Annotated in this window: 18 protein-coding genes; 11 read left to right on the top strand and 7 right to left on the bottom strand. The window is 52.8% G+C overall.

The features are described 5' to 3' along the window. Nucleotides 1-118: 118 nt before the first annotated feature. Together SH302x_RS17400 and SH302x_RS17395 are read right to left on the bottom strand one after the other, a co-directional pair. Complete coding sequence (locus SH302x_RS17400) at nt 119-604, bottom strand: hypothetical protein (RefSeq protein ID WP_479363703.1); 486 nt, start codon at nt 602-604, stop codon at nt 119-121. A 56-nt stretch (nt 605-660) separates the two neighbouring features. After that, nucleotides 661-2,019: a transglutaminase domain-containing protein gene (locus tag SH302x_RS17395; protein WP_479363701.1), complete on the bottom strand. Its 1,359-nt coding sequence runs from the start codon at nt 2,017-2,019 to the stop codon at nt 661-663. 562 nt (nt 2,020-2,581) lie between these two features. On the opposite strand from SH302x_RS17395, the gene istA reads away from it, so the two are divergent. Both istA and istB read left to right on the top strand, forming a co-directional pair. Beyond that, complete coding sequence (istA, locus tag SH302x_RS17390; RefSeq protein ID WP_479363699.1) at nt 2,582-3,799, top strand: IS21 family transposase; 1,218 nt, start codon at nt 2,582-2,584, stop codon at nt 3,797-3,799. Continuing rightward, nucleotides 3,796-4,641: an IS21-like element helper ATPase IstB gene (gene istB, locus SH302x_RS17385; protein ID WP_479363697.1), complete on the top strand. Its 846-nt coding sequence runs from the start codon at nt 3,796-3,798 to the stop codon at nt 4,639-4,641. Before istA ends, istB begins: the two co-directional genes overlap by 4 nt. A 930-nt stretch (nt 4,642-5,571) precedes the next feature. Here istB and gmd read toward each other — a convergent pair. The 3 genes from gmd to SH302x_RS17370 form a co-directional block, all read right to left on the bottom strand. Next, complete coding sequence (gene gmd, locus SH302x_RS17380; RefSeq protein ID WP_479363695.1) at nt 5,572-6,588, bottom strand: GDP-mannose 4,6-dehydratase; 1,017 nt, start codon at nt 6,586-6,588, stop codon at nt 5,572-5,574. A 124-nt stretch (nt 6,589-6,712) separates the two neighbouring features. Further along, the gene (locus tag SH302x_RS17375) at nt 6,713-7,681 is read right to left on the bottom strand and encodes a GDP-L-fucose synthase family protein (RefSeq protein ID WP_479363693.1); all 969 of its coding nucleotides are present in this window, start codon (nt 7,679-7,681) and stop codon (nt 6,713-6,715) included. Next, a complete protein-coding gene (locus SH302x_RS17370; RefSeq protein ID WP_479363691.1) occupies nt 7,678-9,237 on the bottom strand; it encodes a hypothetical protein in 1,560 nt (519 codons plus the stop codon). Before SH302x_RS17370 ends, SH302x_RS17375 begins: the two co-directional genes overlap by 4 nt. Here SH302x_RS17370 and SH302x_RS17365 point away from each other — a divergent pair. The 6 genes from SH302x_RS17365 (at nt 9,236) to SH302x_RS17340 (ending at nt 17,080) form a co-directional block, all read left to right on the top strand. Beyond that, complete coding sequence (locus SH302x_RS17365) at nt 9,236-9,484, top strand: hypothetical protein (protein ID WP_479363690.1); 249 nt, start codon at nt 9,236-9,238, stop codon at nt 9,482-9,484. The genes SH302x_RS17370 and SH302x_RS17365 overlap by 2 nt on opposite strands. A 348-nt stretch (nt 9,485-9,832) precedes the next feature. Continuing rightward, a complete protein-coding gene (locus SH302x_RS17360; protein WP_479363688.1) occupies nt 9,833-11,146 on the top strand; it encodes a homoserine dehydrogenase in 1,314 nt (437 codons plus the stop codon). Continuing rightward, entirely contained in the window at nt 11,143-12,348 is a 1,206-nt protein-coding gene (locus tag SH302x_RS17355) for a cofactor-independent phosphoglycerate mutase (RefSeq protein ID WP_479363686.1), read from the top strand. The genes SH302x_RS17360 and SH302x_RS17355 overlap by 4 nt, the downstream gene beginning before the upstream one ends. Before the next feature lie 87 nt (nt 12,349-12,435). Further along, complete coding sequence (locus tag SH302x_RS17350) at nt 12,436-14,220, top strand: aspartate kinase (protein ID WP_479363684.1); 1,785 nt, start codon at nt 12,436-12,438, stop codon at nt 14,218-14,220. Between the two features lie 1,446 nt (nt 14,221-15,666). Continuing rightward, complete coding sequence (locus SH302x_RS17345; protein ID WP_479363682.1) at nt 15,667-16,233, top strand: glutathione peroxidase; 567 nt, start codon at nt 15,667-15,669, stop codon at nt 16,231-16,233. A 52-nt stretch (nt 16,234-16,285) separates the two neighbouring features. After that, entirely contained in the window at nt 16,286-17,080 is a 795-nt protein-coding gene (locus SH302x_RS17340; protein WP_479363680.1) for an RsmE family RNA methyltransferase, read from the top strand. A gap of 273 nt (nt 17,081-17,353) precedes the next feature. Here SH302x_RS17340 and tpx read toward each other — a convergent pair whose 3' ends face one another. Further along, complete coding sequence (gene tpx, locus SH302x_RS17335; protein ID WP_479363678.1) at nt 17,354-17,872, bottom strand: thiol peroxidase; 519 nt, start codon at nt 17,870-17,872, stop codon at nt 17,354-17,356. Between the two features lie 540 nt (nt 17,873-18,412). Between tpx and SH302x_RS17330 the strand changes: the two genes are divergently transcribed. The 3 genes from SH302x_RS17330 (at nt 18,413) to SH302x_RS17320 (ending at nt 21,197) form a co-directional block, all read left to right on the top strand. Continuing rightward, nucleotides 18,413-19,399, top strand: a complete 987-nt coding sequence (locus SH302x_RS17330; protein WP_479363676.1) for a hypothetical protein — start codon at nt 18,413-18,415, stop codon at nt 19,397-19,399. 611 nt (nt 19,400-20,010) lie between these two features. Further along, a complete protein-coding gene (locus tag SH302x_RS17325; protein ID WP_479363674.1) occupies nt 20,011-20,847 on the top strand; it encodes a hypothetical protein in 837 nt (278 codons plus the stop codon). A 128-nt stretch (nt 20,848-20,975) separates the two neighbouring features. Continuing rightward, a complete protein-coding gene (locus tag SH302x_RS17320) occupies nt 20,976-21,197 on the top strand; it encodes a hypothetical protein (protein ID WP_479363673.1) in 222 nt (73 codons plus the stop codon). 31 nt (nt 21,198-21,228) lie between these two features. Here SH302x_RS17320 and SH302x_RS17315 read toward each other — a convergent pair whose 3' ends face one another. After that, nucleotides 21,229-23,268: a WD40 repeat domain-containing protein gene (locus SH302x_RS17315; RefSeq protein ID WP_479363672.1), complete on the bottom strand. Its 2,040-nt coding sequence runs from the start codon at nt 23,266-23,268 to the stop codon at nt 21,229-21,231. Nucleotides 23,269-23,732 lie beyond the last annotated feature (464 nt).

Below are 23,732 nucleotides of genomic sequence, written 5' to 3'. Positions count from 1 at the left end.
ACATGAGGCCGCCTGAAGGCGGTACTACGAACGAGAGGCCGTCTGAAGGCGGTACTACGAACCAAACGCGGGGCGATGCCCAACGCGGTTAAACGCCATAGCCTTCGCCGACACGCAACTACTTCAACATGTTGTCGAGTTCAGTTTGGGTCTTCTCTTGAAGCTTCATAAACTTCTTGTAGTCCGCTTCGTCTTCGGATTCAATGTAAGCGGACAAGGCGACTGCCTCTGCCTTGATGGCCTTAAAACCTTTCGCAATCGCAACTAAGACTTTGCGATCCTCCCCTTCGCTCTCATCAAACTTACTCAACGCAATCACCGAAGGACCAACGTAGTCTAGCAAATTCACGTTCATCTGGATTAGCGCGGCCGCACGATCGGATTCCATCGCGTCACCATGGTAACTTTCGCCGATCAACGTGATGTTGACATGAGCGTTCAAGGCATAGGCTACTAACGACGCTCCCAACGTTTCAGACGTCTTTTGCTCGTAAGTCACTTCTTCGGCGGCTTCTTCAGCAAACAAACGTGGCGATATTGCCGCACTGGTCATCAAACTAAGGGCCAACATGGTGTGCGAAGCGAACGAACGTAGATTCAACATAGTGTTTCTCCAAAGGGTAAAGTAAAAATGGTCAGTGAAGGTATCGCGAAACAAGCTTATTCCCATTCCACATCAGCGGACTTGGTCGACTTGCGGGGCTTGGATTTCGATTTGGTTTGGGTGTCGTCGCCGGAGTCCCACTCTAGGTCGGTCGAGTCTGTTTCGGACTCATCTGCCTCGTCGTCTTCGTCATCCATTTCTTCGTCGTACGATTCTTCGTCGTACGCGTCTTCTGTGTCATCGAATTCGAAATTGGCGTGCACAAACTGCTCTTTGCCATCGAACGGGATCGGAAGGACTCCGTTGAGCCTCGCTGTGGCCACATTGATCAATTGCACCGATTCGTCGTCGGTATCAATGGCTTTCTGCAGCTTGCCGGTCCCATCCAAGATGGCACCGATGAAACTTGCCCATGAGTAATCCCAGCGAAGCTCCGGAGCAACACACGCTTCAAACGCTTCTGGAGTTTCATCCAGCTCGATCTCCGAACCCATCATCGTGGTTTCCAATCCATACATACACTCGTGCGACGGATCGGTCCAAAAGGCGACGTAGCAATGGTCATCTGTCAAAACCAAGGCGGCATCAATGCCCACTTTTCGCAACATCGAAACAAACAATACCGAACCGTCGACACAGTTCGCTTGCGTGTTGTTGATCGTCTCTTCAAGCAAACGCACATGTTGACTGTGCGTTTGGTTGGACGCAGCCGCGGTCGTGGTGATACTGCTGTACTTTACGTCCCGAGCGACCAACAAATCCCACATCGCGTAGACTTGAGCCAAGACGGATTCCTTGGTTGGCACCTGATAGCCGATAAATGCATCGACGCGGCGAAGATCCAATGCCTCTCGCAGCAGTTTGTCGACAAACGGATGTTGCTCGTTAACGTAGACGGCAAAGACGACGCTCAGATCGACGATGCCTTCTTCGTCCACCACTGCGAACGGGCAATCATTAATAGATCGAATAGTGACTGTTTCGGTATCCTCTTCCACAGGACGATCGCCGATTTGGACACGATACACCACAATGCTGGGTGTCGCTTGGCGGCAAGAGCTGAGCTTGTTGAAGTTGTATCGCATTTTGGGAAAGACTTTGTAACTCTCGCCCTTATTACTCAGCACGCCAACATATTCGCTTGGCTCCGAAATCCCGTCACAAGTGATACTGACTCTGATCGGTGTCTTATCTGCTGGCGCTGTGACTTGGATACCAAAGCTACCGAAGCTGTCGCCCAGCGTATGAGGATCGTTGGACGGTCGCTTTTTAACCGCTGCGGTGCCAATTAGATAGGATGGGAACACTTGGTTGTCCCAGCCCGCGATGGTTTCATATTCGGCGGATGCTTGGTTAGCAAGTCCGACAAGAACTACCAGGAGTGTAACGAGCGTAGAAGTTACGAACTGACGCATGGGTAAGGGTCTCATGATCCAAAGACGTAAAGTACGTTGATTGGCGGAATCGAATGTTCGGCCAGATGTACTTGATCACGGATGCTTGCGTGATCTGCGGCTAACCATAAGCTGCCGTTAGAAGTCGGCTGAGTTAGCCTTGAGAAAAAATGCACAATAGGCAAGATACGCCAGAGGTCTGCCCGTCAACTTCGTTGCGATTGATGCAACCGCACCAAGGTGGAAGGCACACTCAGTGTGCCGTCAAGGTGGTAGGCACACTCCGTGTGCCGTAACGAAGACCGGCTAAAGCCGGGACTACGAACGAAGACCGCCCTCCCCGGTCGCTCGTGGAACTCGCGGCCGACCCTCCTGTCATCGAGCATGAAGAAATGACCCAGTAGCGAGCAATTAGGAATTGACCCACCAAGCTGGGATTAGAGAAGGAATTTGCCCTAGCTGCTGCGCAGCAGCTAGGGCGACCCAGACCACCCAGCTTACCACGGCTTCCTAGGTCGCCTGATTTGGTTTCAGGCAACTTCGACAGGAGGTCTTCATTCCTATGATCTTGGTGGATCAATACATGGATGTTAAATCACGATTGGCCAATAAGCAATCTATTCGCTCTATTGCCAAAGATACAAACCTTTCACGAAACACAGTCCGCGCAATTGCTCGCGGCGAGCATCCCTTGCAAACAGCAAATGCTCGCAAACCGCGAAAGCCACGAGCAAAAAAGATTGACCCTTTCTGCGAGTATATTCGCTCGCGGGTCGAGCAATTCGATCTGGATGCGACGCGCGTACTCCCAGAAATTGAAGCCATGGGCTACAGCGGTGGGATTCACTCCTTGCGACGCTACATCAATAAGCTGAAGGCTCGCTCCAAGCAGCTTGCCTCTGCCACCGTGCGTTTCGAAACGCCGCCTGCCAAGCAAGCTCAATGCGACTGGGGCCACGTGGGCAAATTCCCTGACGCCACCGGTAAGCTCATCAACATCTACGTCTTTGTGATTGTCTTGAGCTACTCACGGCAGATGTTCATTCGCTTTACAACGAGCATGAAGATTCCCACGCTCATCGAGTGTCACCAGAAAGCCTTCGAGTACTTTCAAGGAGTACCGCAGTCGATCCTCTACGACAACATGGCCCAAGTGCGTTCGGGTGCTGGTCGACTTAACAGCACTTTCGCGGACTTCGCTGATCATCACGGCTTCGAAGTCAAAACGCATCGCCCCTACAGACCTCGCACCAAAGGCAAGGTCGAACGCATGGTCGATTACATCAAAGGCAACTTCCTCAACGCTCGCGAGTTTACGGGCCTTGACGAGCTCAATCTGCAAGGTCAGCAATGGCTTGATGAAACAGCCAACGTACGTACCCATGGCACGACTGGTCAACAGCCTGTGCAACTCTGGAAGCAAGAGAAAGACCAACTTCTACAGCTTGATCCCAATAGGCCATATGTGTCGAGCATTAGAGTCGAACGCAAGGTCAGCAAAGATACGTTCGTATCTTACAACCGTGCGCGATACAGTGTGCCACCGCAATACATTGGTCAATGCGTGCAACTTCAAATGCAAGGCACGCAGATTATCATTCGGTGCAACGACACGATTATTGCCGAACATCCATTGGCCGAGGGTATCGGACAGAGTGTGGCCAATGACCAGCATATCGAAGAGTTATGGCGATGCACGCTGGATCAACACCCCGTGGTGGGCCAGCGGCACTGCAATGTAAAGCTTGATGAGTCGGTAGAAGTTCGCAGTTTAAACAGCTTTGAGGAGGCATGCGCATGAGCACTAAGATTACAGAACAAAGAACTGCACCAGAGTTACACGCTGAAGGCGACGGTGCGAGAGTCTACCAGGAGCGAGCCAGCGAAGCACTTGAGCTACTTGGCTTAACTGTCGCTAGGGGGCATCTGGATGCGACTAGCCAAAGGGCGGCAGCCCAAGACTGGTCATACACGCACTTCTTAGGGTATCTGCTTGATGGAGAACTCAAAGAGCGACATCGCAAACGAGTGCAACTGAACCTTCAGTTCGCGAAGTTCCCCTTCATCAAGCGATTGAGTGAATTCGACTTCACGGCGCAGCCAGGTCTGGATAAACGCTTAATCGATGAACTGGCGACCTGTCGTTATATCAGCGAAGGACGTAACGTGGTGTTCTTGGGCCCACCCGGAGTTGGTAAGACGATGCTCGCAGTATCGCTGACGGTGATGGTCGCTGAGTTGGGACATCGCGTGTACTTTACATCGGCAAGTGACCTGGCCAGTAAGCTGAGCAAGGCGATGGAACGAAATCAGTTGCATCGTCAGTTGAACATGCTGATGCAGCCCAAGGTGTTGCTGATTGATGAAGTGGGATACTTGCAGTTGGATAAGGTGCAAGCGAGCTTGCTGTTTCAAGTGATCTGTTATCGCTATGAACGCAACCAGCCGATCATCTTGACGAGCAATAAGGCGTTCGGTGAATGGGCCAGTGTATTCGCAGAAGATTCAGTGATGGCCAGTGCGGCGTTGGACCGATTACTTCACCGCAGCACGGTGGTGAACATTCGCGGCGAGAGCTATCGCTTGCGGGAAAAGCGCAAGAGCGGAGCAGCCAGTAGCTGTTCCGAAGCGGATCGCAACTAACTGCTCGCGAGCGGTAAACGCCCCGCGTTGGTCGAGCACAAATAACCTCTAGCAAAAACAACGAAACTCGAAGAACAGGAGCAATCCCGAAAAGCAACGCTATCAAAACCCCGGGTCAAAACTAAATGCTCGTAAGTGGGTCAAATTTATCTGCTCGTTGACACCTCCCGCGGGAGGGTGAAGAAGAAAACGCGTACGCCTATCGGCTGACGGTTAAACGAAGAGGGTGTTCGAGCCGTACCCCTTGATCTGGCTTTTGCTCACCACTGGCCCTGTGCCAGTGGGAGCGTGACTGGATGGCTACCTGATCGCCCCCCCTTCTTCTGTTCGCATGTTGGATTGGTCGCACAGCGACCAATCCAACATGCGAAGTGGCCATTGAGGTGCGTGAGTTGTAGCTGCTCAGTCATGGCCCCACCGGAACAGGTCCGGTGGTGGCCTGCTGTTTGTAGTACCGCCTTCAGGCGGAATGAGATTGTGTTTACAGCAAGCGTCCGCCTGAAGGCGGGACTACGAACGAAGACCGGCTAAAGCCGGGACTACGAACGAAGACCGCCCTCCCCGGTCGCTCGTGGAACTCGCGGCCGACCCTCCCGAATCGGGAGGGTGAAGAAGAAAACGCGTGCGCCTATCGGCTGACGGTTAAACGAAAACGATGCGGGATCAACTGGCAATCGAGCGAGCAAATGGTGCTCCCTCCCCGGTCGCTCGCGGAACTCGCGGCCGACCCTCCCGCGGGAGGGTGAAGAAGAAAACACGTACGCCTATCGGCTGACGGTTAAACGAAAACGATGCGGGATCAACTGGTACGTTGGCGTGGGAATGATGCTCCCTCCCCGGTCGCTCGTGGAACTCGCGGCCGACCCTCCCGCGGGAGGGTGAAGACGGCGGACGGCACACGGAGTGTGCCGCTACTTTCGAAACTTACAATCAGTGTCGCACATAGCTCTTGCCGTGCAACTCGCGTTCGGCCATGTCCAAATCATGCTCAACCATGATCCGAGCTAACTCCGCTAAATCCGTCTTGGGAACCCAATTCAACTTCTGGCGAGCCTTCGTCGCATCGCCCAAAAGCAAATCGACTTCCGCCGGTCGGAAATATCGAGGATCAATCTCGACGTAATCTTCCCAATTCAAATCAAGCAGGCCAAACACGGTGTCCAAGAACGATCGCACACTGTACGTCTTGCCGGTCGCTATCACGAAATCATCGGGTTCGTCATGTTGCAGAATCAACCACATCGCTTCGACATAGTCCTTTGCATAACCCCAATCGCGTTTCGCTTCGATGTTGCCAAGATACAATTTGTCTTGCAACCCCAGCTTGATCCGCGTGGCCGCTCGCGTAATCTTGCGCGTAACAAACGTCTCGCCACGACGCTCGGATTCATGATTGAATAGAATCCCGTTGCTGGCGTACAAATCGTAGCTGCGACGATAGTTGACCGTTTGGAAGTAAGCGTACACTTTCGCACAAGCGTATGGCGATTGAGGATTAAAGGGGGTCGTTTCCTTCTGCGGAGTTTCCAGTACGTCGCCATACATCTCGCTGCTACTGGCTTGATAAACCCGGACGTCCTTCTGCTTGTTCAACAGACGAGCGGCTTCCAAGACGTTCAGCGAACCAACTCCGTCAGTCATCAACGTGTAGACCGGTTGGTCGAACGATACGCGCACGTGGCTTTGAGCACCCAAGTTGTAGATCTCATCGGGCTTGATATCCAGCACCAGATTAGTCAACGCTTGCCCGTCGCTCAAATCGCCGTAATGCAAAAACAGATTGGTTTCGGTGTGTGGGTCGCGATACAAATGATCGATACGACCGGTGCTGAACGAACTGCTGCGTCGAACCAAACCGTGAACTTGGTAATCTTTGGCCAACAACAAATCCGCTAGGAAACTGCCATCTTGTCCGGTGATGCCAGTGATGAGTGCTGTCTTCTTCATTGATTAAGTATGCGTTCGGTACGCAGCGTTGAAGGAATGAATTCTTTAAATAGTTGGTAACCCAATGCCTGTCGCATTGTGGCCTGTCGCACTGTGGCCTATCGATGATGTCTGGTCGTAAACATTAAGCCGTACGCATTACACCGGATTGATATTCGTTAAGAAAGTCCTGATATGTCTGCCGTAGGCCGTCAGCGAGAGAAATCTTATGCCGCCACCCTAAAGAGTGCATGAGCGTCATATCCGTCACTTTGCGAGGCGTACCATCCGGCTTACTTGGATCGGTCGTAATTTCGCCTTGGTATCCAACCGTGCTGGCAACAATCTTAGCCAGTTCAAGAATCGGGATATCTTCGCCGGTGCCGACGTTGACCCAGTCGGGTGGATCGTCCAACTGCAACAGGTGCAAAATCGCGTCGGCCAAATCGTCGACATGCATGAATTCTCGTTTCGGCGAACCGGTGCCCCAGATGGTCACTTCTGGCTGTTGATTGATTTTCGCTTCATGAAAGCGACGCAGCAGAGCGGGCAGCACGTGCGAGTTGTCGGGATGATAGTTATCGCCCGGCCCATACATGTTGGTCGGCATCGCGGAATAGAACAACGCTCCGTATTGACGCCGATAGTATTCGCACAACTTCAAGCCCGTGATCTTGGCCAGTGCGTACGCTTCGTTCGTCTTTTCCAGGTAATCGCTGAGCAACGATTTTTCTTCCAGCGGTTGCGGTGCGTTGCGTGGATAAATGCACGTCGAACCCAAGTACAGCATGCGGTCGACTTGGTTCTCGTACGATGATCGCGTCACATTGACGCTCATCAGAAGATTTTCCATCATGAATTCGACCGGATAAGTCATATTCGCATGGATGCCTCCGACCTTAGCGGCGGCGAAGACCACAATGTTGGGGCGATGTGCGGCAAAGAAATCGTCGACCGCGGCTTGGTTGGTCAGATCCAATTCGCTGCGGGGAGCGGTAATGATCTGCACGCCGTCGCACTGGTTCAGCCGACGGACGACCGCTTTGCCCACCATACCGCGATGCCCAGCGACAAAGATGCGTCCACGGATCGAATTGGAATGAGTTTTGGTCATGGAGTTGGATTGGAGGTCGGCGATTGGCGATCTAGCTCTTGGATAAGGTAGCGGATTGAGGGCAAATCCCCAAGCAGTTTTTCGGCCATCGACGCACTAGTTCTGGCAGTTTCCAGTTCGCCCTGCATCCACTGGCAAGTCGCCAGCACATACCAAGCGTTCCCATTTTCCGGAAAACTTTTGGTCCAACGCTCGCTCAGCCCTTGCACGCGGTCGACAGTTTGGCGGTCGCTGCTGATCTGCGAAATGCTCAACTGCGACGCGATGCCAATGGCCATGTTCGTGTCTGCATCGCCGGCAACAAGCCCGATTTTCTCGCTCGACTGGCTCGGATCCGACTGCCTCAATAGCTTAATCACCGCTTTCAAAGGAAACAAATTGCTGCTCCCTAAACTTTGCGAAATACAGTCCTGCGAGTCCTTTTGGTCCGATTCGGTCAACGAAAACAGCAAATCGGAAGTCGATTTCGAGCCTGCATCGAGTTGCAGCACAAGGTTTAAGCAGTCGTCGGAATTCTCGCACCACGTCGGGACTTGGCGAGGAAGCTCGCTGGTCAGCAGTTGCTGAGCGAACGTGGCGACGTAGAAACGGGCTGTGCGAGCGTTCTCCGTCAGCCCAAAACGTTGCAGCAGCGATGAAAGTTGCGGCTGCAGCTCGGTCCATTTCGCCACGAACGCAAGCGCTTTGATGTTCGCCAGTTGGTCTAGCGGCGAATCAGTCACCGATGCCATGACCGCTTTGTCGGCCAGCCCTTTGGCAATCAGCAACGCTGCCGGGCGAGGATTCTTCTGCAGGTTTTTGGTCGCCAGAGCCAGCAGCCCTCGCAATCGCTTTTCGCTTTGAAAACGCTGCGTCAGTCGGTTCCAAACGTCGGCTTGCTCGGCCGATTCCACATCCTTGTTTGAAGTTTCGTTTCGCACAGCCGGTTGAACTTCCAAAGTCAGCTCGGCCGCCAAAATCGCCAGATCTACATCAGCCGGTTGAGCGTCTGAGGCCAATACCAGTTTTTGCTGCAGCAATCGGACTTCGCTGGGTGCCAGCACACTGCGGAACAGGAACTGGGACGCAAGCAATTTGGCTGCCGCACCGGTCTGGCTGTTGGCATCCTGCAGCAATCCTAGTAGCGTCGATTTGGCCGCACCCAGATACTCGACACACAACTGCCGCAGCGAATCTCGTTCATCGCTGGACATAAAGCCGCGATCGGCGGCCAGCCATTTGTCCAGTTCGCTGACCGCGTCGACTTGGTATTGAGCGGATCGCAGGCGAGCTTCGGGAGCGTTATTTTCGATCCGCAGCAGTCGCTGCTGGATAATATGGCCGCGGCGGACCGCTTCGATCGAGCCTGCGACGGTACGATTGGGGTTTCCCGCGGAAACGGCACTGAGCAGCTCGGTTTTGGCCGAATCGCTCTGTTGGCGATACCAAGTACCGATCTGCCGTGGTTGGATCAAGACGCCATAAATCACCAGCAGGACGCCTAATCCTCCGACAATTAGAGCTGGCAAACCGTTGCGAAAATGCCGACTCGCTTGAACTTCCGGCTGGTCGGTCATGTTGGATTGCAAAATCGGTCTTGAGTTGGATGTCGGTTCGCTCGTAAAGTGCCTCTATATCATCGCGTCAAAAGCACAAGTAATCAAGGTTTGTATTGTGAAGATCTTCCTACGCCTCTTTGTCGTTGCATTGATCGCCGCAGCACTGGGATGCCAGCAGCAAGCCGGCTGGATGCAGAACGGTGGTCTCCCCATGCGTGTCCCCCCCCCAGCGACTGGCTCCTATCAAGTGCCGAGCCAGTACTGAGCTCAGCGGCAGGGCAAGTCATTTTTTGAATCCAGGTCAATCAGCCGTTGAGCAGTAGTTCACGGTTTCTAAAGAGAACCGCTCGAAATTGGAGTACCGTACGACGGACTTCCAAGTCCGCCGATACTTCAACGGACAAAGAAGTCCGCTGGTACATTTATTCTGAGCAGTTGCCCAAGAGAACCGATGCTAACGCATTCCGGCTAATCGCGCAGACTGAAAAACTGACTTGCCCGGCTGCGGTTGCGTTGTGGCTACTCAAGGTTCGGTTTTCTGTTACGATTGTCGCTCCAAAACCGCAAAGGGCTCGGGAAACTGCTTTACACTCGTTCAACGCAATAGAATTCGATGGAAAAAACCAAGGTCGCGATCGTCGGGATGGGGACGGTCGGCACCGGCGTGGCCAAGTTACTCCTAGATCACGGTGACCGTACCGCCAGACATGCCGGACGCGTTTTGTGGCTGGAAAAAAGCGTCGTTTCCGACCCCAAAAAGCCTCGCGATATTGAACTGCCCGAGGGCGTTCTGACTTGCGACCTGAAACATGTACTGAACGATCCCGAAATCAAAGTCGTCGCCCATCTGGTCGGCGGCTTGGAGCCCGCTCGGACCATCACCCTGCAACTTCTGGAAGCGGGCAAGGATGTGGTGACGGCCAATAAAGCGATGCTGGCGGAGTTTGGCCCCGAACTGTTCGATAAAGCTCGACAACTGGGGCGATCGATCGCTTTCGAAGCCAGCGTCGGCGGCGGGATTCCCGTCATCGCGAATATCAGCCAATGCTTTTCGGCCAACCAAATCCAATCTTTGGAAGGCATCCTCAACGGCACCAGCAACTTCATCATTTGGCGGATGGAAGAAGCCGGGCTGGCTTACAAAGACGTTGTCGCCGAAGCTCAGCGGTTGGGATATGCCGAAGCGGACCCGACAATGGACGTCGACGGTTCGGATGCCGCTCAAAAACTAGCAATCCTGGCTCATTTGGCCTTCGGCTCTCGAACTCATTGGAAAGAGATCCCACGTTGGGGGCTCGAGTCGTTCGAACTAGCAGACATTCAATATGCTTCGGCGTTGGGGTATCGCATCCGCTTGGTCGCATCCGCGGAACTGACCGACGACGGGCTGAAGATGTGCGTCGCGCCGACGTTGATCCGCAAAGGCCGACCGCTGGCGGAAGTACGTGGGCCGTACAATGCGGTTTCGATTATTGGTGACGCGGTGGGCGATATCTTTTTGCACGGCCAAGGGGCCGGACAAATGCCGACCGCTTCGGCCGTGGTCGCCGATATGATCGATACGGCTGTAGGGCGTACGGCGTTGACCTTCAAGACGCTCGAGCTGTGGTCGGATCGACCCGCAACCGTCCGATTAGTCCCGCATGCTCAAACCAACTCTCGCTACTATTTACGAATCACCGTTTTGGATCAGCCGGGTGTGTTGGCTCAAATAACAGGCATGCTGGGAGCTCACAAGATATCCATTGCCTCGGTGATCCAACATGAAGCCAACGGTACCGGTCAAGATTCCACGGTGCCGCTGGTCATTATGACTTACGAAGCGAACGAGGGCGATACAGCCAAAGCGGTCGCTGAGATCTGCAAGCTGCCTTCGGTCATCGGGCCGGCCATCCGACTGCGCGTGCAACAGAAAGCAAACTCATGACAAAGTATGTGATCATTATTCCTGACGGTTGCGCCGATGAACCGCAAGCGTCGCTGGGCAATCGCACTCCTTTGCAAGCCGCCAAGGTACCGCATATGGACGCGATCGCTAAAGCGGGCATTGTGGGACGCACGAACAATGTGCCTAAGCAATTCACGCCGGGCAGCGAAGTGGCCAACATGACGCTTTTTGGTTATGATCCACATCGCTATTTCACAGGCCGAGCTCCCATCGAAGCCGCTGCGCAAGGGATCGAGTTAGGTCCCAACGACTGGGCGATTCGCTGCAATATCGTAACGGTCATCGATCAAATCATGGTCGACTTTACCGCTGGGCATATTTCGACCGATCATTCGCGGATGCTGCTGCAAGCGGCTCAAGAACAATTGGGTGCACCGGAGCTGGAGTTTGTGACCGGCGTCAGTTACCGGAACTTGCTGCTCTATCGCCCTCAGCAAGGTAATGCCCCTTTTAGCGACGACACGCGGACAACAGCACCTCATGATTTAACCGATTTGAGTGTCGCGGATAATTATCCCCGTGGTCCCGGCAGCGATCTGCTCAATGACTTGATGGCTCGCAGCGTGCAACTGTTCAAAGACCATCCGCTGAACCAACAGCGCGCTGCGGCGGGCAAGTTGGCGGCGACGAACCTTTGGCTATGGGGCTTGGGCAAGCGGCCTTCGTTGCAAAGCTTTCACCAGCGCTTCGGCTTAAGCGGCGCGATGATTACCGCGGTCGATTTGCTGCGCGGACTGGCGGCTCTGGTCGGTTGGGATCGCATCGAAGTCGAAGGCGCAACGGGTTATCTCGACACGAATTACGCAGGCAAAGGGCAAGCGGCCATCAAAGCGTTGGACAAATACGACATTGTTTGTGTGCACGTCGAAGCGACCGATGAAGCCAGCCATGAGGGACGCGGCGATGAAAAGATCAAGGCTTTGGAGTCGATCGATCAGCATATCGTGGGACCAGTCTACGAGAAACTGAAGACCTTTCCCGATCACCGCATCTGGGTTTTGCCTGACCATCCGACGTTTGTGCGCACGAAAAAACATGAACATGGTTACGTGCCCTTTGCGATGGCCGGTTCGGGGGTCACGCCTGATGCGAGTGCGACTTATGATGAAGTCGTCGCTGCGACGTCGAAGGATGTCTTCGACGAAGGCTGGACGCTCATGGAACGCTTCATCAAACATTAAGCTATCGTCGACGCAGTCCGTTGCAAGCTGCACTTTTACTTCCCTATCACGATCAACCCAACGATTCAATTCAAAAAAGCCTCTCAAATGCCTATCCTCGTTCAAAAGTTCGGCGGTACTAGCGTTGCAAACCCAGAGAAAATCTTAGCCGCTGCTCGTAAAGCGATTCGCGCACAGCAAGAGGGTTATCAAGTCGTCGTCGTTGTCAGCGCGATGGGCCATAACACCGACTTGTTGATCGATCTCGCAAACGAGATCAACACTGAACCATCCAATCGCGAAATGGATATGTTGTTGAGCACCGGCGAACAAGTCAGTGTGGCGCTGATGGCGATGGCGGTCCAACGTTTCGGTCACAACGCGGTTTCGTTGACAGGCGGGCAAATTGGGATTCGCACCGATAGCTCATTCAGCAAAGCTCGCATCCGATCGATTGCGACAGAACGAATTACTTCGCTGCTCAACGACGGTAACATTGTCATAGCGGCGGGCTTCCAAGGGATCGATGAAGACTTCAACATCACCACACTGGGACGCGGTGGCAGTGATACCACGGCGGTCGCGTTGGCTGCTGTATTGCAAGCAAGTGCATGCGAGATTTTTACCGATGTGGACGGCGTCTACACTACGGACCCACGGATCTTGCCCGAGGCACGGCAGGTCGCTCAAATCAGCTATGACGAAATGCTGGAGCTGGCCAGTTTAGGTGCCGGCGTGATGCATAATCGATCGATCGAGTTTGCGAAAAAGTTCGGTGTCCCCATCCGAGTTCGCAGCAGTTTTTCGGACGCTCCTGGAACCATGATCGTCGCGGAATCGGAATCCGCGTCAGCACCTGTCTGCGGAGCAGCGCTGACTCGCAACGAAGCGCGACTGACGATTCAGAAGGTTTCGGACAAGCCGGGGACGAGCTATGAGATCTTCAAGCGACTGGCGGATCGCAAGATCGACGTCGACATGATCGTTCAAAACATCGGTTCTGATGGATTGGCCAATATCTCTTTTACCGTGCCAGAGAACGAACTGAAGAAGACGCTCAAAGCGCTCGAGGAAGCGCGTGACGTTGTCCAAGCGGCTGGCATAAGCACCGATAACGACGTGGCAAAGGTCTCGGTAGTTGGGCTAGGGATGTCGCAACAAACCGGCGTCGCTCATCAGATGTTTAATGCGATTGCCGCCTCGAAGATTAACTTGCAGATGATCTCCACCAGCGAGATCAAGATCAGTGTGTTGGTCGATCGCGCTTCGGCGGAACCCGCCTTGCGTGCGGTGCATCAAGCGTTCGGGCTTTCGAAGACTCCGGCTGATGCGAAATCTTGGTCGGGCGACGATTACAGCCAGCATGCGAGGTCCACGCCTGAGCAAGTGATTGAGCGGCTACAATACGCCGACATGGAGCGATTGATGTTGGATGATATTGCATTAGTCGAAGATCAGTCGCGGATTACATTGTCTGATGTGCCTGACCGACCAGGCTTGGCGGCCGAAATTTTTGAAACGGTATCCAAGCAAGGTGTCTTTGTGGACATGATTGTGCAAAGCTATGATGGCCAGTCGGATGTCAACAGCATCAGTTTTACGATATCGCGTTCCCAGTACGACGCTTGTTTAAAGATTCTAGCGTCGATGAAGGACCGAGTGGGCGAGGTAACTTCCAGCAAGAACATTGCCAAGCTGAGTGTGAGCGGGATCGGTTTGCGTAGCCATACCAGTGTTGCGATCAACATGTTTGAAGCGTTGGCGGCCAAGGGGATCAACATTCAGATGATCAACACCAGTGAATTGCGAGTGAACGTCGTAGTCGATGGTGCTCACGGAGCGACAGGGCTCGCTGCACTGCAAGCCAAGTTCCGATCGTTGCAGCAGATTTAGGGAGTTCTTGGTTGTTGGTTGTTGGTTGTTGGTTGTTGGTTGTTTTCTTCTTCACCCTCCCGTTGCGGGAGGGTCGGCCGCGAGTACAGCGAGCGACCGGGGAGGGGGCACCATTTACGACGCTCGATTGCCAGATGATCTCGCATCACTTTCGTTTAACCGTTAGCCGATAGGCGTACGCGTTCTTCACTCTCCTGCGGGAGGGTCGGCCGCGAGTTCCACGAGCGTCCGGGGAGGGAGCACCATTTGCTCGCTCGATTGCCAGTTGATCTCGCATCGCTTTCGTTTAACCGTCAGCCGTAGGCGTACGCGTTTCTTCACCCTCCCGTTTCCGGAGGGTCGGCCGCGAGTTCCGCGAGCGACCGGGGAGGGGGCACCATTTACGACGCTCGATTGCCAGATGATCTCGCATCACTTTCGTTTAACCGTCAGCCGATAGGCGTACGCCGTCTTCACCCTCCCGTTTCGGGAGGGTCGGCCGCGAGTTCCGCGAGCGACCGGGGAGGGGGCACCATTTACGACGCTCGATTGCCAGATGATCTCGCATCACTTTCGTTTAACCGTCAGCCGATAGGCGTACGCGTTCTTCTTCACTCTCCCTGTACCGTGTGCCGTCTTCACCCTCCCGCGGGAGGGTCGGCCGCGAGTTCCGCGAGCGACCGGGGAGGGAGCACCATTTGCTCGCTCGATTGCCAGTTGATCTCGCATCGCTTTCGTTTAACCGTCAGCCGTAGGCGTACGCGTTTCTTCACCCTCCCGTTTCGGGAGGGTCGGCCGCGAGTTCCGCGAGCGTCCGGGGAGGGGGCACCATTTACGACGCTCGATTGCCAGATGATCTCGCATCGCTTTCGTTTAACCGTCAGCCGATAGGCGTACGCGTTTCTTCACCCTCCCGCGGGAGGGTGAAAGACGTAGGCCGGAACAAGCAAAGCCAACGCCAGCGCCGGAACATCGGTCGCTGGAAACTATTCGATGTTATCGACGCAATCGGCAAACGCTTGATTGGCTTGGCGCAGTTCCGGCAAAGAGCACTGTTTGTAGTACCGCCTTTAGGCGGAATGAGGTTGTGTTTACAGCGTAAAGGCGGGACTACGAACGAAGACAGGCTAAAGCCGGGACTACGAACATGCCCCCTCCCCAGGACGCTCGCGGAACTCGCGGCCGACCGTCCCAAGATAGGAGGGTGAAGAAGGCGGACGGCACACGGAGTGTGCCTGCTACACACGCGACCTTGTTCCGGCCTACGAAGAGTTCCGTTTGTACACGATTTGGATTCCCGCTACGCCGTTGCGGGGAATCTGGTATGATGGAACTTCCTACCCAAACCCGTTGCGGGCCCGCTTGCAGGCCAGTCGCAAACGTTCGGTTCCCGCCAGTTGACAGCGGGTAATCATGCTAGGATACAATTGCGTCACCGTAGTCCCACTTTCAATCAAAGGTATTTTTATGTTGCGATTATTGTCTGTAGCTGCTCTGGCAGCGTTTTGTTCCATGACATTCATTTCTGCATCTGGAGAAGAGGCTGGCGTGCTTGACCATAAAGTAAAGACGATCGATGGCAAAGAGATCAGTTTGGCGGACTACCAAGGCAAAGTGCTCTTGGTTGTCAACGTCGCCAGCAAGTGTGGGTACACACCACAATACACTGGCTTGGAAGAACTCAACCAAAAGCTCAAAGATAAGGGCTTTGCGGTTTTAGGTTTCCCTTGCAATCAGTTCGGCAAGCAAGAACCGGGCACAGAAGCTCAGATTAAAGAGTTCTGCGACGCCACTTACAAGGTTACCTTCGACATGTTTAGCAAGATCGATGTCAACGGAGAAACTGCCGATCCTTTCTACCAAGAGATCAAGAAGGCGGATGCGGCTCCCAAAGGCGCTGGCGAAGTGAAATGGAACTTTGAGAAGTTCGTAATCGGCAAAGATGGCAGTGTGCTCGCTCGCTTCCCTTCATCGACCAAGCCGAATGATCCCGAACTCATGTCGGTGATCGAAAAGGCGCTCGCTGCAAAGTAAGTTCTCTTCACTAAAGCCTATCTGAAAAGGGACATTAAAAAACCCTTTCGACATGAGAATCTATTGCCCTACGCTCCCGCAGCATGGCTGTGTGGAGCTGCCTGCCGACGAAGCGGTCCATGCAACCAAAGTCATGCGGCTGCGCGTCGGCGATCCATGTGAGCTGTTCGATGGCTTAGGAAACTATGCCAATGCGGTCATCGCTAGCATCGCCCGCAACCGGGTGAGCGTAGAGGTTAGAGCGTTTCATCGCGAGTCGTCAGAATGCCGGCCGATGCTGATCCTGGGTGTTGGACTCCCGCGCGGCGATCGGCAACGTAGCGTGATTGAACGCGCCACTGAAATGGGCGTCGATTCCATCGTGCCATTGGATTGCGAGTTTGGTGTCGCTGTGGCTACTGATAATGCCGTCGAAAGAGCTCGGCGGACGGTCGTCGAATCCTGCAAGCAAAGCGGTCGGAATCGATTGATGGCGATTGCAGAGCCGACGCGATGCGTCGATTGGTTTGGTGCTGATAGCCCATCACACCGAAGCGAGCCTGCGTTGCGGTTGATATGCCATCCCGGAGTATCGGACGCGATTTCGTTCGCATCGCTTGTTGGGAGTCGGCTTGATGATAACCATTGTGCTACGGCTTCGGACGACGTACGAGCGGGTTTGCCAGTCTATCTTGCAATAGGTCCCGAGGGCGGATTTAGCGACGCCGAAGTCGCGCGGGCGATTGAGTGTGGCTGGCGGCCTTTGGATTTAGGTCCGCTTATATTGAGAGTCGAAACCGCTTTGACTGCCGCAGTTGCGCAAGCGAAAATGCTGCTGGAGATTGGGCGAACGAGTCGGAGAATTTGAAACGCTTGGGACAATCGTTCTGAGAAGGCCCGCCATGAGCTTGACTCATGGTTGAGTAAGTTTTGAAGTTAGATCGCGGTCACCCCCCATGAGTTTGCCAGGGTGTTATGCCGGAACCGCGCGGGGCTTGTTCCGGCCTACGGGGTTCGCTGACTGGCGTGCTCCCGGAACTGCGCGTTGCTTGTTCCGGCCTACGAGGGCTTATTCCGGCCTACGAGGAGATTCCGGCCTGCGAGGAGATTCCGGCCTGCGAGGAGATTCCGGCCTGCGAGGTTACACCAGCGTCTTCAAGGCATCGATGGCAGCCGCATAATTCGGCTCTTGGGTCACTTCAGGGACGATCTCAGCATAGACCACTTTGCCTTCAGCGTCCAAGACATAGAGTGCTCGAGCCAATAGCTTCAGTTCGTCAATCGTCAGGCCCCAGTCGTCACCGAACTTACCCGATTGATAGTCGGAACCGACCTTCAAATTCGTGATGCTTTCAGCGCCGCAGAAACGATTCATGGCAAACGGCAGGTCTCGCGAAATGGTGACCGCGTTGATCTTGTCGCCCATATCGCTGAGCTGGCCGTTGAGCGTTTTGGTTTGTGTTTGGCAAACGCCGGTGTCCAGCGAAGGGACAACGCTGATCAGCGACGGTTTTCCGCGAAGATCGGCCAAGGTTATCGCCTGCATGCCGTCTTTAAAATAGTGAACCTTGAAGTCGGGAGCGACTGCGCCGATCGTCAATTCGTTGCCGACCAACGTCATGGGGTTGCCTTTGAATTTAATAGCGCCGCTTCGAGCCATAGTTGGAACTTTCTGATGTGGATAAAATCAAGCAACGGGCACTGGCAGTTAATCTTTGCGACCAAACCAAGTGCCCTATGATACCGAGCATTTGAATCGTCGCCAGTCGCATCCGCTCGCGGCACGAACAACTGACTGCGAATTCAAAAGCTGCGACGGACCTGCCACCGGCAACTGCCCCCCGATTGTTCCTCCGCGGGAGCCGGCAGCAACAGGCGTGCGAGAAGGTACAAATACTTGACAGTTGCCAGGTGAACGCGTAGCCTTAGTTTTGAAACAAACTGAACCGATCCCTTTTCAGGAATGCTACCGACATTTCTTTGAGGCGACGAAATGCAAGTTTTATCTACATGCAGCAGGGTTGTTGTTCAATGCTGTTTACGGCTTTCGGCGTCGGCGGTCGGTCACGTTTTCTCAGTAGCGAGCACTATTCGCCCATGTGCATCGGGTCGCATTCTCGGGCTACTGGTATTCATATTTTCGTGGCCAATATCAGCCTCTATTGGTTCTGCCAGTGAACCCCTCCGAGAATCTGTCCGCGTGGCTGTAACGCCAGCAGTAAATGGTCAACAGCCCTATGCCAGGGTTGAAGTAGGAGAACAGTCTGCGGGGAAGCGAAGTCATTACAAGCTTCTGTTAGTGAACCGGACCGGTGCTGACTTGCGGATTGTCAGAATTTCACCGACCTGTAGTTGTACTGAACTGAACGCGCCTGCGGAACAGTCTATTCCGCCACTGGGCGAGGTTGCGATCGATTTTTCGATAGACGTCGGGCTGGATGCTAATCCTCGCAGAACGTACGACATAAAGTTCGATGTCGATGGATCTGTGCAATCTGTTACGATCGTTTTGGTTGCGAGAGTAAGTAATGCGTTAAACTTCAAGCCTTTCTCTGCCATGTTTCGAGTTGCAAGCGGCAGCAAAATGGCGGATGCAGAAACAGCATCCTTTCGCATTCCAATTTCATTCAGCATGCCAGTCCAAAGTAACGCCATCGAAGTGATCACGGACGATTCGCTAGCGTTTATTGACTGGAAATTGCAACAGGATGATAGTGGATGGAATCTAGTTGGAAGTTCCCCTTATTCGGATATTCCTCCGACCGTGATTACAGGTAGGCTGAAGTTAGGCGTGCAGGGACCAGACGAAGAGGTGCAGATAAGAGCGGAGCGGACTTTGACAATAATTAATGTCGAGGCGGTCGAACTATCGCCCGGTCGCGTGCTTTTGGGTGAAGAGAACGGAGATGGTAGACGGTGGAGAGGACGAGGGTTTCTGCGCCTTGACTATTCTAAATTTCGAGAGCAGAGCTTGGCGAATATGCTTGTATATTTCGATTCCACCAACTCTGACTACTTGATTAAGATCGAATACAGCAAAGTCTCCAACAATTTATATCGCTTGGTCTACTTGGTGGAGCAACGAGACAGAAAGCCAGTCCTTGAATTATCTGAGAGTGTTTTTGGCGTGGTAAGGGTATTGATAGGTGACGAGATTTTTGAAGAGAAGGTAGAGTTAAAGTTTTAGTTTTCTGTGAGAATTGGAGAGGGGTATATCATGCAATCTATATTGTCGATTGTTTTGGTTTTAGTTTTTTCGGCAGAAATTTGTGGAGCTGCCGATTGCTTTGTCTTGAATACTGATACTCAGTACAATTGTACGCTCGTGCTTGAAGACATTGGGCCAACATCTGTCAGTTGTAGTTCCGCGACGCCGTATTGGACTGCCCCAACAATCTCTGGAATTGCCCACCCGCAACTACCATTTATGAGGGGAACAACTATTTCAAAGCGAGGGAGCCATCCGTGAATGAACAAGGTTTAACCGGTACATTCCCAAACGTAACATGTGCAACGACTTGCGCATGCGTTTTCGATTCGTACTCGTATTCGATGAGCTATGGCATGTTAAAGCAATGCATGTCGCCTATGGGCGGAGGTTGTGAGGATCATCGGCGCGGGGAAATGCCTTATGGCAATGTCGCTTGTGGTCCTCGTGAAGTTCCAATCGATCCGTGATAAATTACCAGAGGGCTGTAATTAATGATTTCGCGATTGCTAAGTAACACTACTGTAGGCTTAATGTTGTGTGCATGCTGCCAGGAATCGTCTGGAGTCGAACCCACGGCAGCGAGTCTGATGAGATCGTATTTTGCTGCGGCCGAAGCCATTCAAAGACTTGATGTTTGCAGCCATAGCGACACACTTGAAGTTCCGGAAGTGCCTGGCACAGTACAACCTCAGCGAGTAATAGTAGATACGCGTCTGGTAATGGATTACCAGGGTGAGAAGTTTATGTACGTAGTACGAACCGAGCTTGATCAGCTTGGGGAACATGAAGAAAAGGTTTCGACCCAGATTGTGTCAATATGCTATCAAGAGGGCAAGCTTTACCAAAAGACTGTTGGTCGGCCATTAATCTCGAAGAATATGAGCTTTCAAGAAGCGCACGCTCAGTATTCAATCCCTTATGTCAACGCCGCTGGTTTTGTAACGTTGTTCTTTAACAACAACTCGCCATTACTCGATCAGGTTGGCGTTTATGCTTATCAATTTGACGATTTCAAGCTTACCAGGCGGCTTGGAAACGTCCTCGTATATTCGCGTAAAGAAACTGCACTGTTTGATCGTCCCGAATCGCTAGCACAGATGTGGTTTGACGAGTTAAGGATGGTTCCTGTCAAGAGTGTGACTTCCGCGAAGATTGGTAGTAGCTTTCAGCTCAAGATGAATCGAGAAATGGAGTATGGCGAAAAGAATGGATTTCATTACTTGCTGAAAGACAACATGTCTGGAGTCATACCGTCTCCGCAGAGCGACAATGGCGAAACTGTTGCGTTGGAGACGCAGCGCACCGTGGATTATCGCTGGAAAGTTATTGACGATGATGTCGATTTCAGTGGCTGGGAGAAAGTGATTGCTTTAGAGGAAGAAGCTATCAAGTTTCTCGATCTTCCCGCGAAAATTGAAAACTAGTATGTGTTTTGCGAATTCGCATTTATGTTCGCTTGGCGAGCGCGTTTGATCATTCTGCAACTGGCCGAGACAGGCTCATGTCGGGTGAGTAGCGTTGATCCGCATAGGTCTGCAGAATCTGCTTGTGCGTGCGAGGAATCTATGCGAAGTCTTATTTTGATCCTGATAGCATCATTTATGCTCTGCCTGAAAAGGTTGCCGCTCAGGAGAATGCAGGCGATCACTTGCTAGGGCAACGGTCGGTCGAATCGTTCCAATTCGCGGGCCATGAACTGCGAAGGACTGACGATGCAGCGATGTCAATACAGTTCGACGAAAAGTCGTTGACCATCACGCCTGGGATTCCGTGACAGCTTCAACTCAAAATGTAAAAAGATGAAGTCATTTGGATTCGGCTTCAATGGCTGCCTTGATCGCATAGAACTTAAGCCTCAATTGGGTGTCTGCATTCGGTGGGATGTTCGACAGACGCGTAGGCATGGCAAAATTGTTGATGTGATAGGTAATGTATTGATCGCTGGCCTTCGTATTGCCTACTAAACAAGCAACTTCGGCCAGCGTTTCCACCTGAAACGGGTCCAAGCGAGATTCCGCCATCAATTCTGCTCCGCCCCTCAAGATCCGTGCTAAATCAGCGTTGGTTTCATCCTTGCTTTCAATCGTCTGCCATCGATAAACCCGGAGCGTATCGGTAAGCAAAATCGCATAGATTTGGTCGCGAAAACGCTCTGGATACAATTCACAAATCATGGAAACGTACTCATTCACAAATCCGGGACCACCGCCCCAACGCGGCAGAAGCAGATCGTCCATATAGCCGTGCAACTTAATCGCTTCTGGATAAAGTAACATCCCTCTGCGTACGATTTCCATGCATTCCGTCAGCGAAGTGTCGTCGTAGGTTGCCAACGCAAGTGCGAGTTCAAATGCGGACAGCGGCGGCTTCTCCATCGCAAGGACTGGTTCCAGTTCCGTCCAAGCTTTTTCTACGCGTGCATAGAGCACTTCGAATCCGCCCTCAGGTACTTCACTTGCCCAGTCGTCGCCTCTCGCATCAACTCCTATATGGTAATGTCGCTGTGCGGACGCTAGGACCGGTATTTCGTGATCTGAATCCTTCCATGTTTCCAATCTAGCAAGCGTTTTCGCATATTTTGGTTCGTCCGAGTGTGTCTCACAATATGCCCAAGATCGAGCAATACGCATAATAATCTGGCTGTAGACTTCCTCGCCCAACAGCAATCGGTTGGGCCAATTTCGACTTCGAAGAAAATTTGCCGCTTCGATAATTTCATCGAGGGAGTCTTCCTCATAAACGAGTTGAGCGATGCATCTTACCGTATGTTTGCCAGAGGGATCATCATGGGGATCACGTCGATACAAATGCAGTCCGGAATCCGTTAGCAGTGCGACCCGCTCACCCGCTCGCGAAGCCCAAAGGTTTCGGATCGATTTCGCGTCGATATCCACAAGCGCGGATTGTTGTGGTTCGCCATCGTTGTTCCACTGGACATTGCACAGCACATGACGCCAACTTTTGTCTTCATTGGCAATCCGTCCCGCGATCGTCAGCCAAGTTTCGCAGTCTGTTCCGAAGCTGACAGCGTGCATCGGTAAAGGATTGATGATAAAAGGGAAACCAACACCCTGGTTATTGACACCATCAGAGTGTTTGTCGCCAACATATTCATGCACGGAAAAAGCAGACAGCCATCGGTCGGCATAATGGTCACTTGTAACTGGGATATCGAAGTACTTGAAATTGTGCGACGGTAATATTTCTACCCGGCTGGGTTGCTGGTCTAAGTGCCATCGATAGATCGACTCTTTTGTTGCACCGATAATGTAATTTCCGTCGGGATGTATGGCGATGTGTTTGCTCGTGGTGGGACAATCCTTCAAATACTCGATTGTCTCGAAGCTTGAATCGATCGCGACTTGACGGTCATCGCTGGTCAACCCGGCAATCGCATTGTTGTTCCTTGCTCGGGCAATATCGTAAAAGCGTTTAGTCAGGCCAGTAAGCACCTTCTCAACACTTTCGCTTTCCAGATGGATCTTGGCAATATTCGATTCATTCGCGACAAAGACATAATCACCGCTGACGTCGACAAGGATAGCGTTGCTCGTCAGAAACGGTGCACCGAAACTCTTGACGACTTCAGCGGAATCCACGTCGATGACAACAATTTGATTATCACTGCTGATCGTATAAAGGGTTCTGCCATCGGGTGACAAATCGATTGCGAGACGTGACGGTATGCGATCGTCGGGGATCGAAATTAGTTCAATCAGCCATGGTTCGTAGAGAAAGCGATTGATGTACGTTGTGATAGGTCTATTGGGATCGTATTGCGGTGGATCAATGGTGTCATCCTTCAACTCTGGCCACAGCGATTCAATCTCAAGCTTGCCTTTCATCGCGTCGAATTTTGAAAGGTCGACAACATCCTTGAGTTCCCTGCGTCTAAAAGTTTCCTTGCTCACTCGCGATTTTGCGGAATCTAGCTTCGCAGTTGATATCGCAAGTAGTTCTTCGGACTCCCGACAGCCTCCGACGAACACGCTCAGCGATAGCAGACAGAGTGCCCCAAGTCCAATTGCTCTTACTTTCGGATTGTCCATATTGATTCGATGTCCCGATGCAAATGTTCGCAGGTTTGCGTCTAACGACAGTGTTGCCAACGATAGTGTACCAGAGTTGCGTTCAATCCGCTTGTGGCACGGAGGTAGCTTTACTTTTTGGCGCGACTCCGTAAAGCCCATCGAGGGCCGACTTCGTTTAACCGACAGCCGCTAGGCGTACGCGTTCTTCGCGGTGCGCAAGACACTCGAGCCATATCCAATTGCGTTGGCGAAGTTGGGTGGGTAGAGCGACCGACTAC

The organism is Njordella calcicola, from assembly GCF_056494125.1.
This window is presented reverse-complemented; position numbering and strand designations above follow the sequence as displayed.

Coding starts and splice junctions, on each gene's coding strand:
- SH302x_RS17400 (WP_479363703.1), bottom strand. CDS start 604: ATGTTGAATCTACGTTCGTTCGCTTCGCACACCATGTTGGCCCTTAGT.
- SH302x_RS17395 (WP_479363701.1), bottom strand. CDS start 2,019: ATGCGTCAGTTCGTAACTTCTACGCTCGTTACACTCCTGGTAGTTCTT.
- istA (WP_479363699.1), top strand. CDS start 2,582: ATGGATGTTAAATCACGATTGGCCAATAAGCAATCTATTCGCTCTATT.
- istB (WP_479363697.1), top strand. CDS start 3,796: ATGAGCACTAAGATTACAGAACAAAGAACTGCACCAGAGTTACACGCT.
- gmd (WP_479363695.1), bottom strand. CDS start 6,588: ATGAAGAAGACAGCACTCATCACTGGCATCACCGGACAAGATGGCAGT.
- SH302x_RS17375 (WP_479363693.1), bottom strand. CDS start 7,681: ATGACCAAAACTCATTCCAATTCGATCCGTGGACGCATCTTTGTCGCT.
- SH302x_RS17365 (WP_479363690.1), top strand. CDS start 9,236: ATGTTGGATTGCAAAATCGGTCTTGAGTTGGATGTCGGTTCGCTCGTA.
- SH302x_RS17370 (WP_479363691.1), bottom strand. CDS start 9,237: ATGACCGACCAGCCGGAAGTTCAAGCGAGTCGGCATTTTCGCAACGGT.
- SH302x_RS17360 (WP_479363688.1), top strand. CDS start 9,833: ATGGAAAAAACCAAGGTCGCGATCGTCGGGATGGGGACGGTCGGCACC.
- SH302x_RS17355 (WP_479363686.1), top strand. CDS start 11,143: ATGACAAAGTATGTGATCATTATTCCTGACGGTTGCGCCGATGAACCG.
- SH302x_RS17350 (WP_479363684.1), top strand. CDS start 12,436: ATGCCTATCCTCGTTCAAAAGTTCGGCGGTACTAGCGTTGCAAACCCA.
- SH302x_RS17345 (WP_479363682.1), top strand. CDS start 15,667: ATGTTGCGATTATTGTCTGTAGCTGCTCTGGCAGCGTTTTGTTCCATG.
- SH302x_RS17340 (WP_479363680.1), top strand. CDS start 16,286: ATGAGAATCTATTGCCCTACGCTCCCGCAGCATGGCTGTGTGGAGCTG.
- tpx (WP_479363678.1), bottom strand. CDS start 17,872: ATGGCTCGAAGCGGCGCTATTAAATTCAAAGGCAACCCCATGACGTTG.
- SH302x_RS17325 (WP_479363674.1), top strand. CDS start 20,011: ATGAGATCGTATTTTGCTGCGGCCGAAGCCATTCAAAGACTTGATGTT.
- SH302x_RS17315 (WP_479363672.1), bottom strand. CDS start 23,268: ATGAAAGGCAAGCTTGAGATTGAATCGCTGTGGCCAGAGTTGAAGGAT.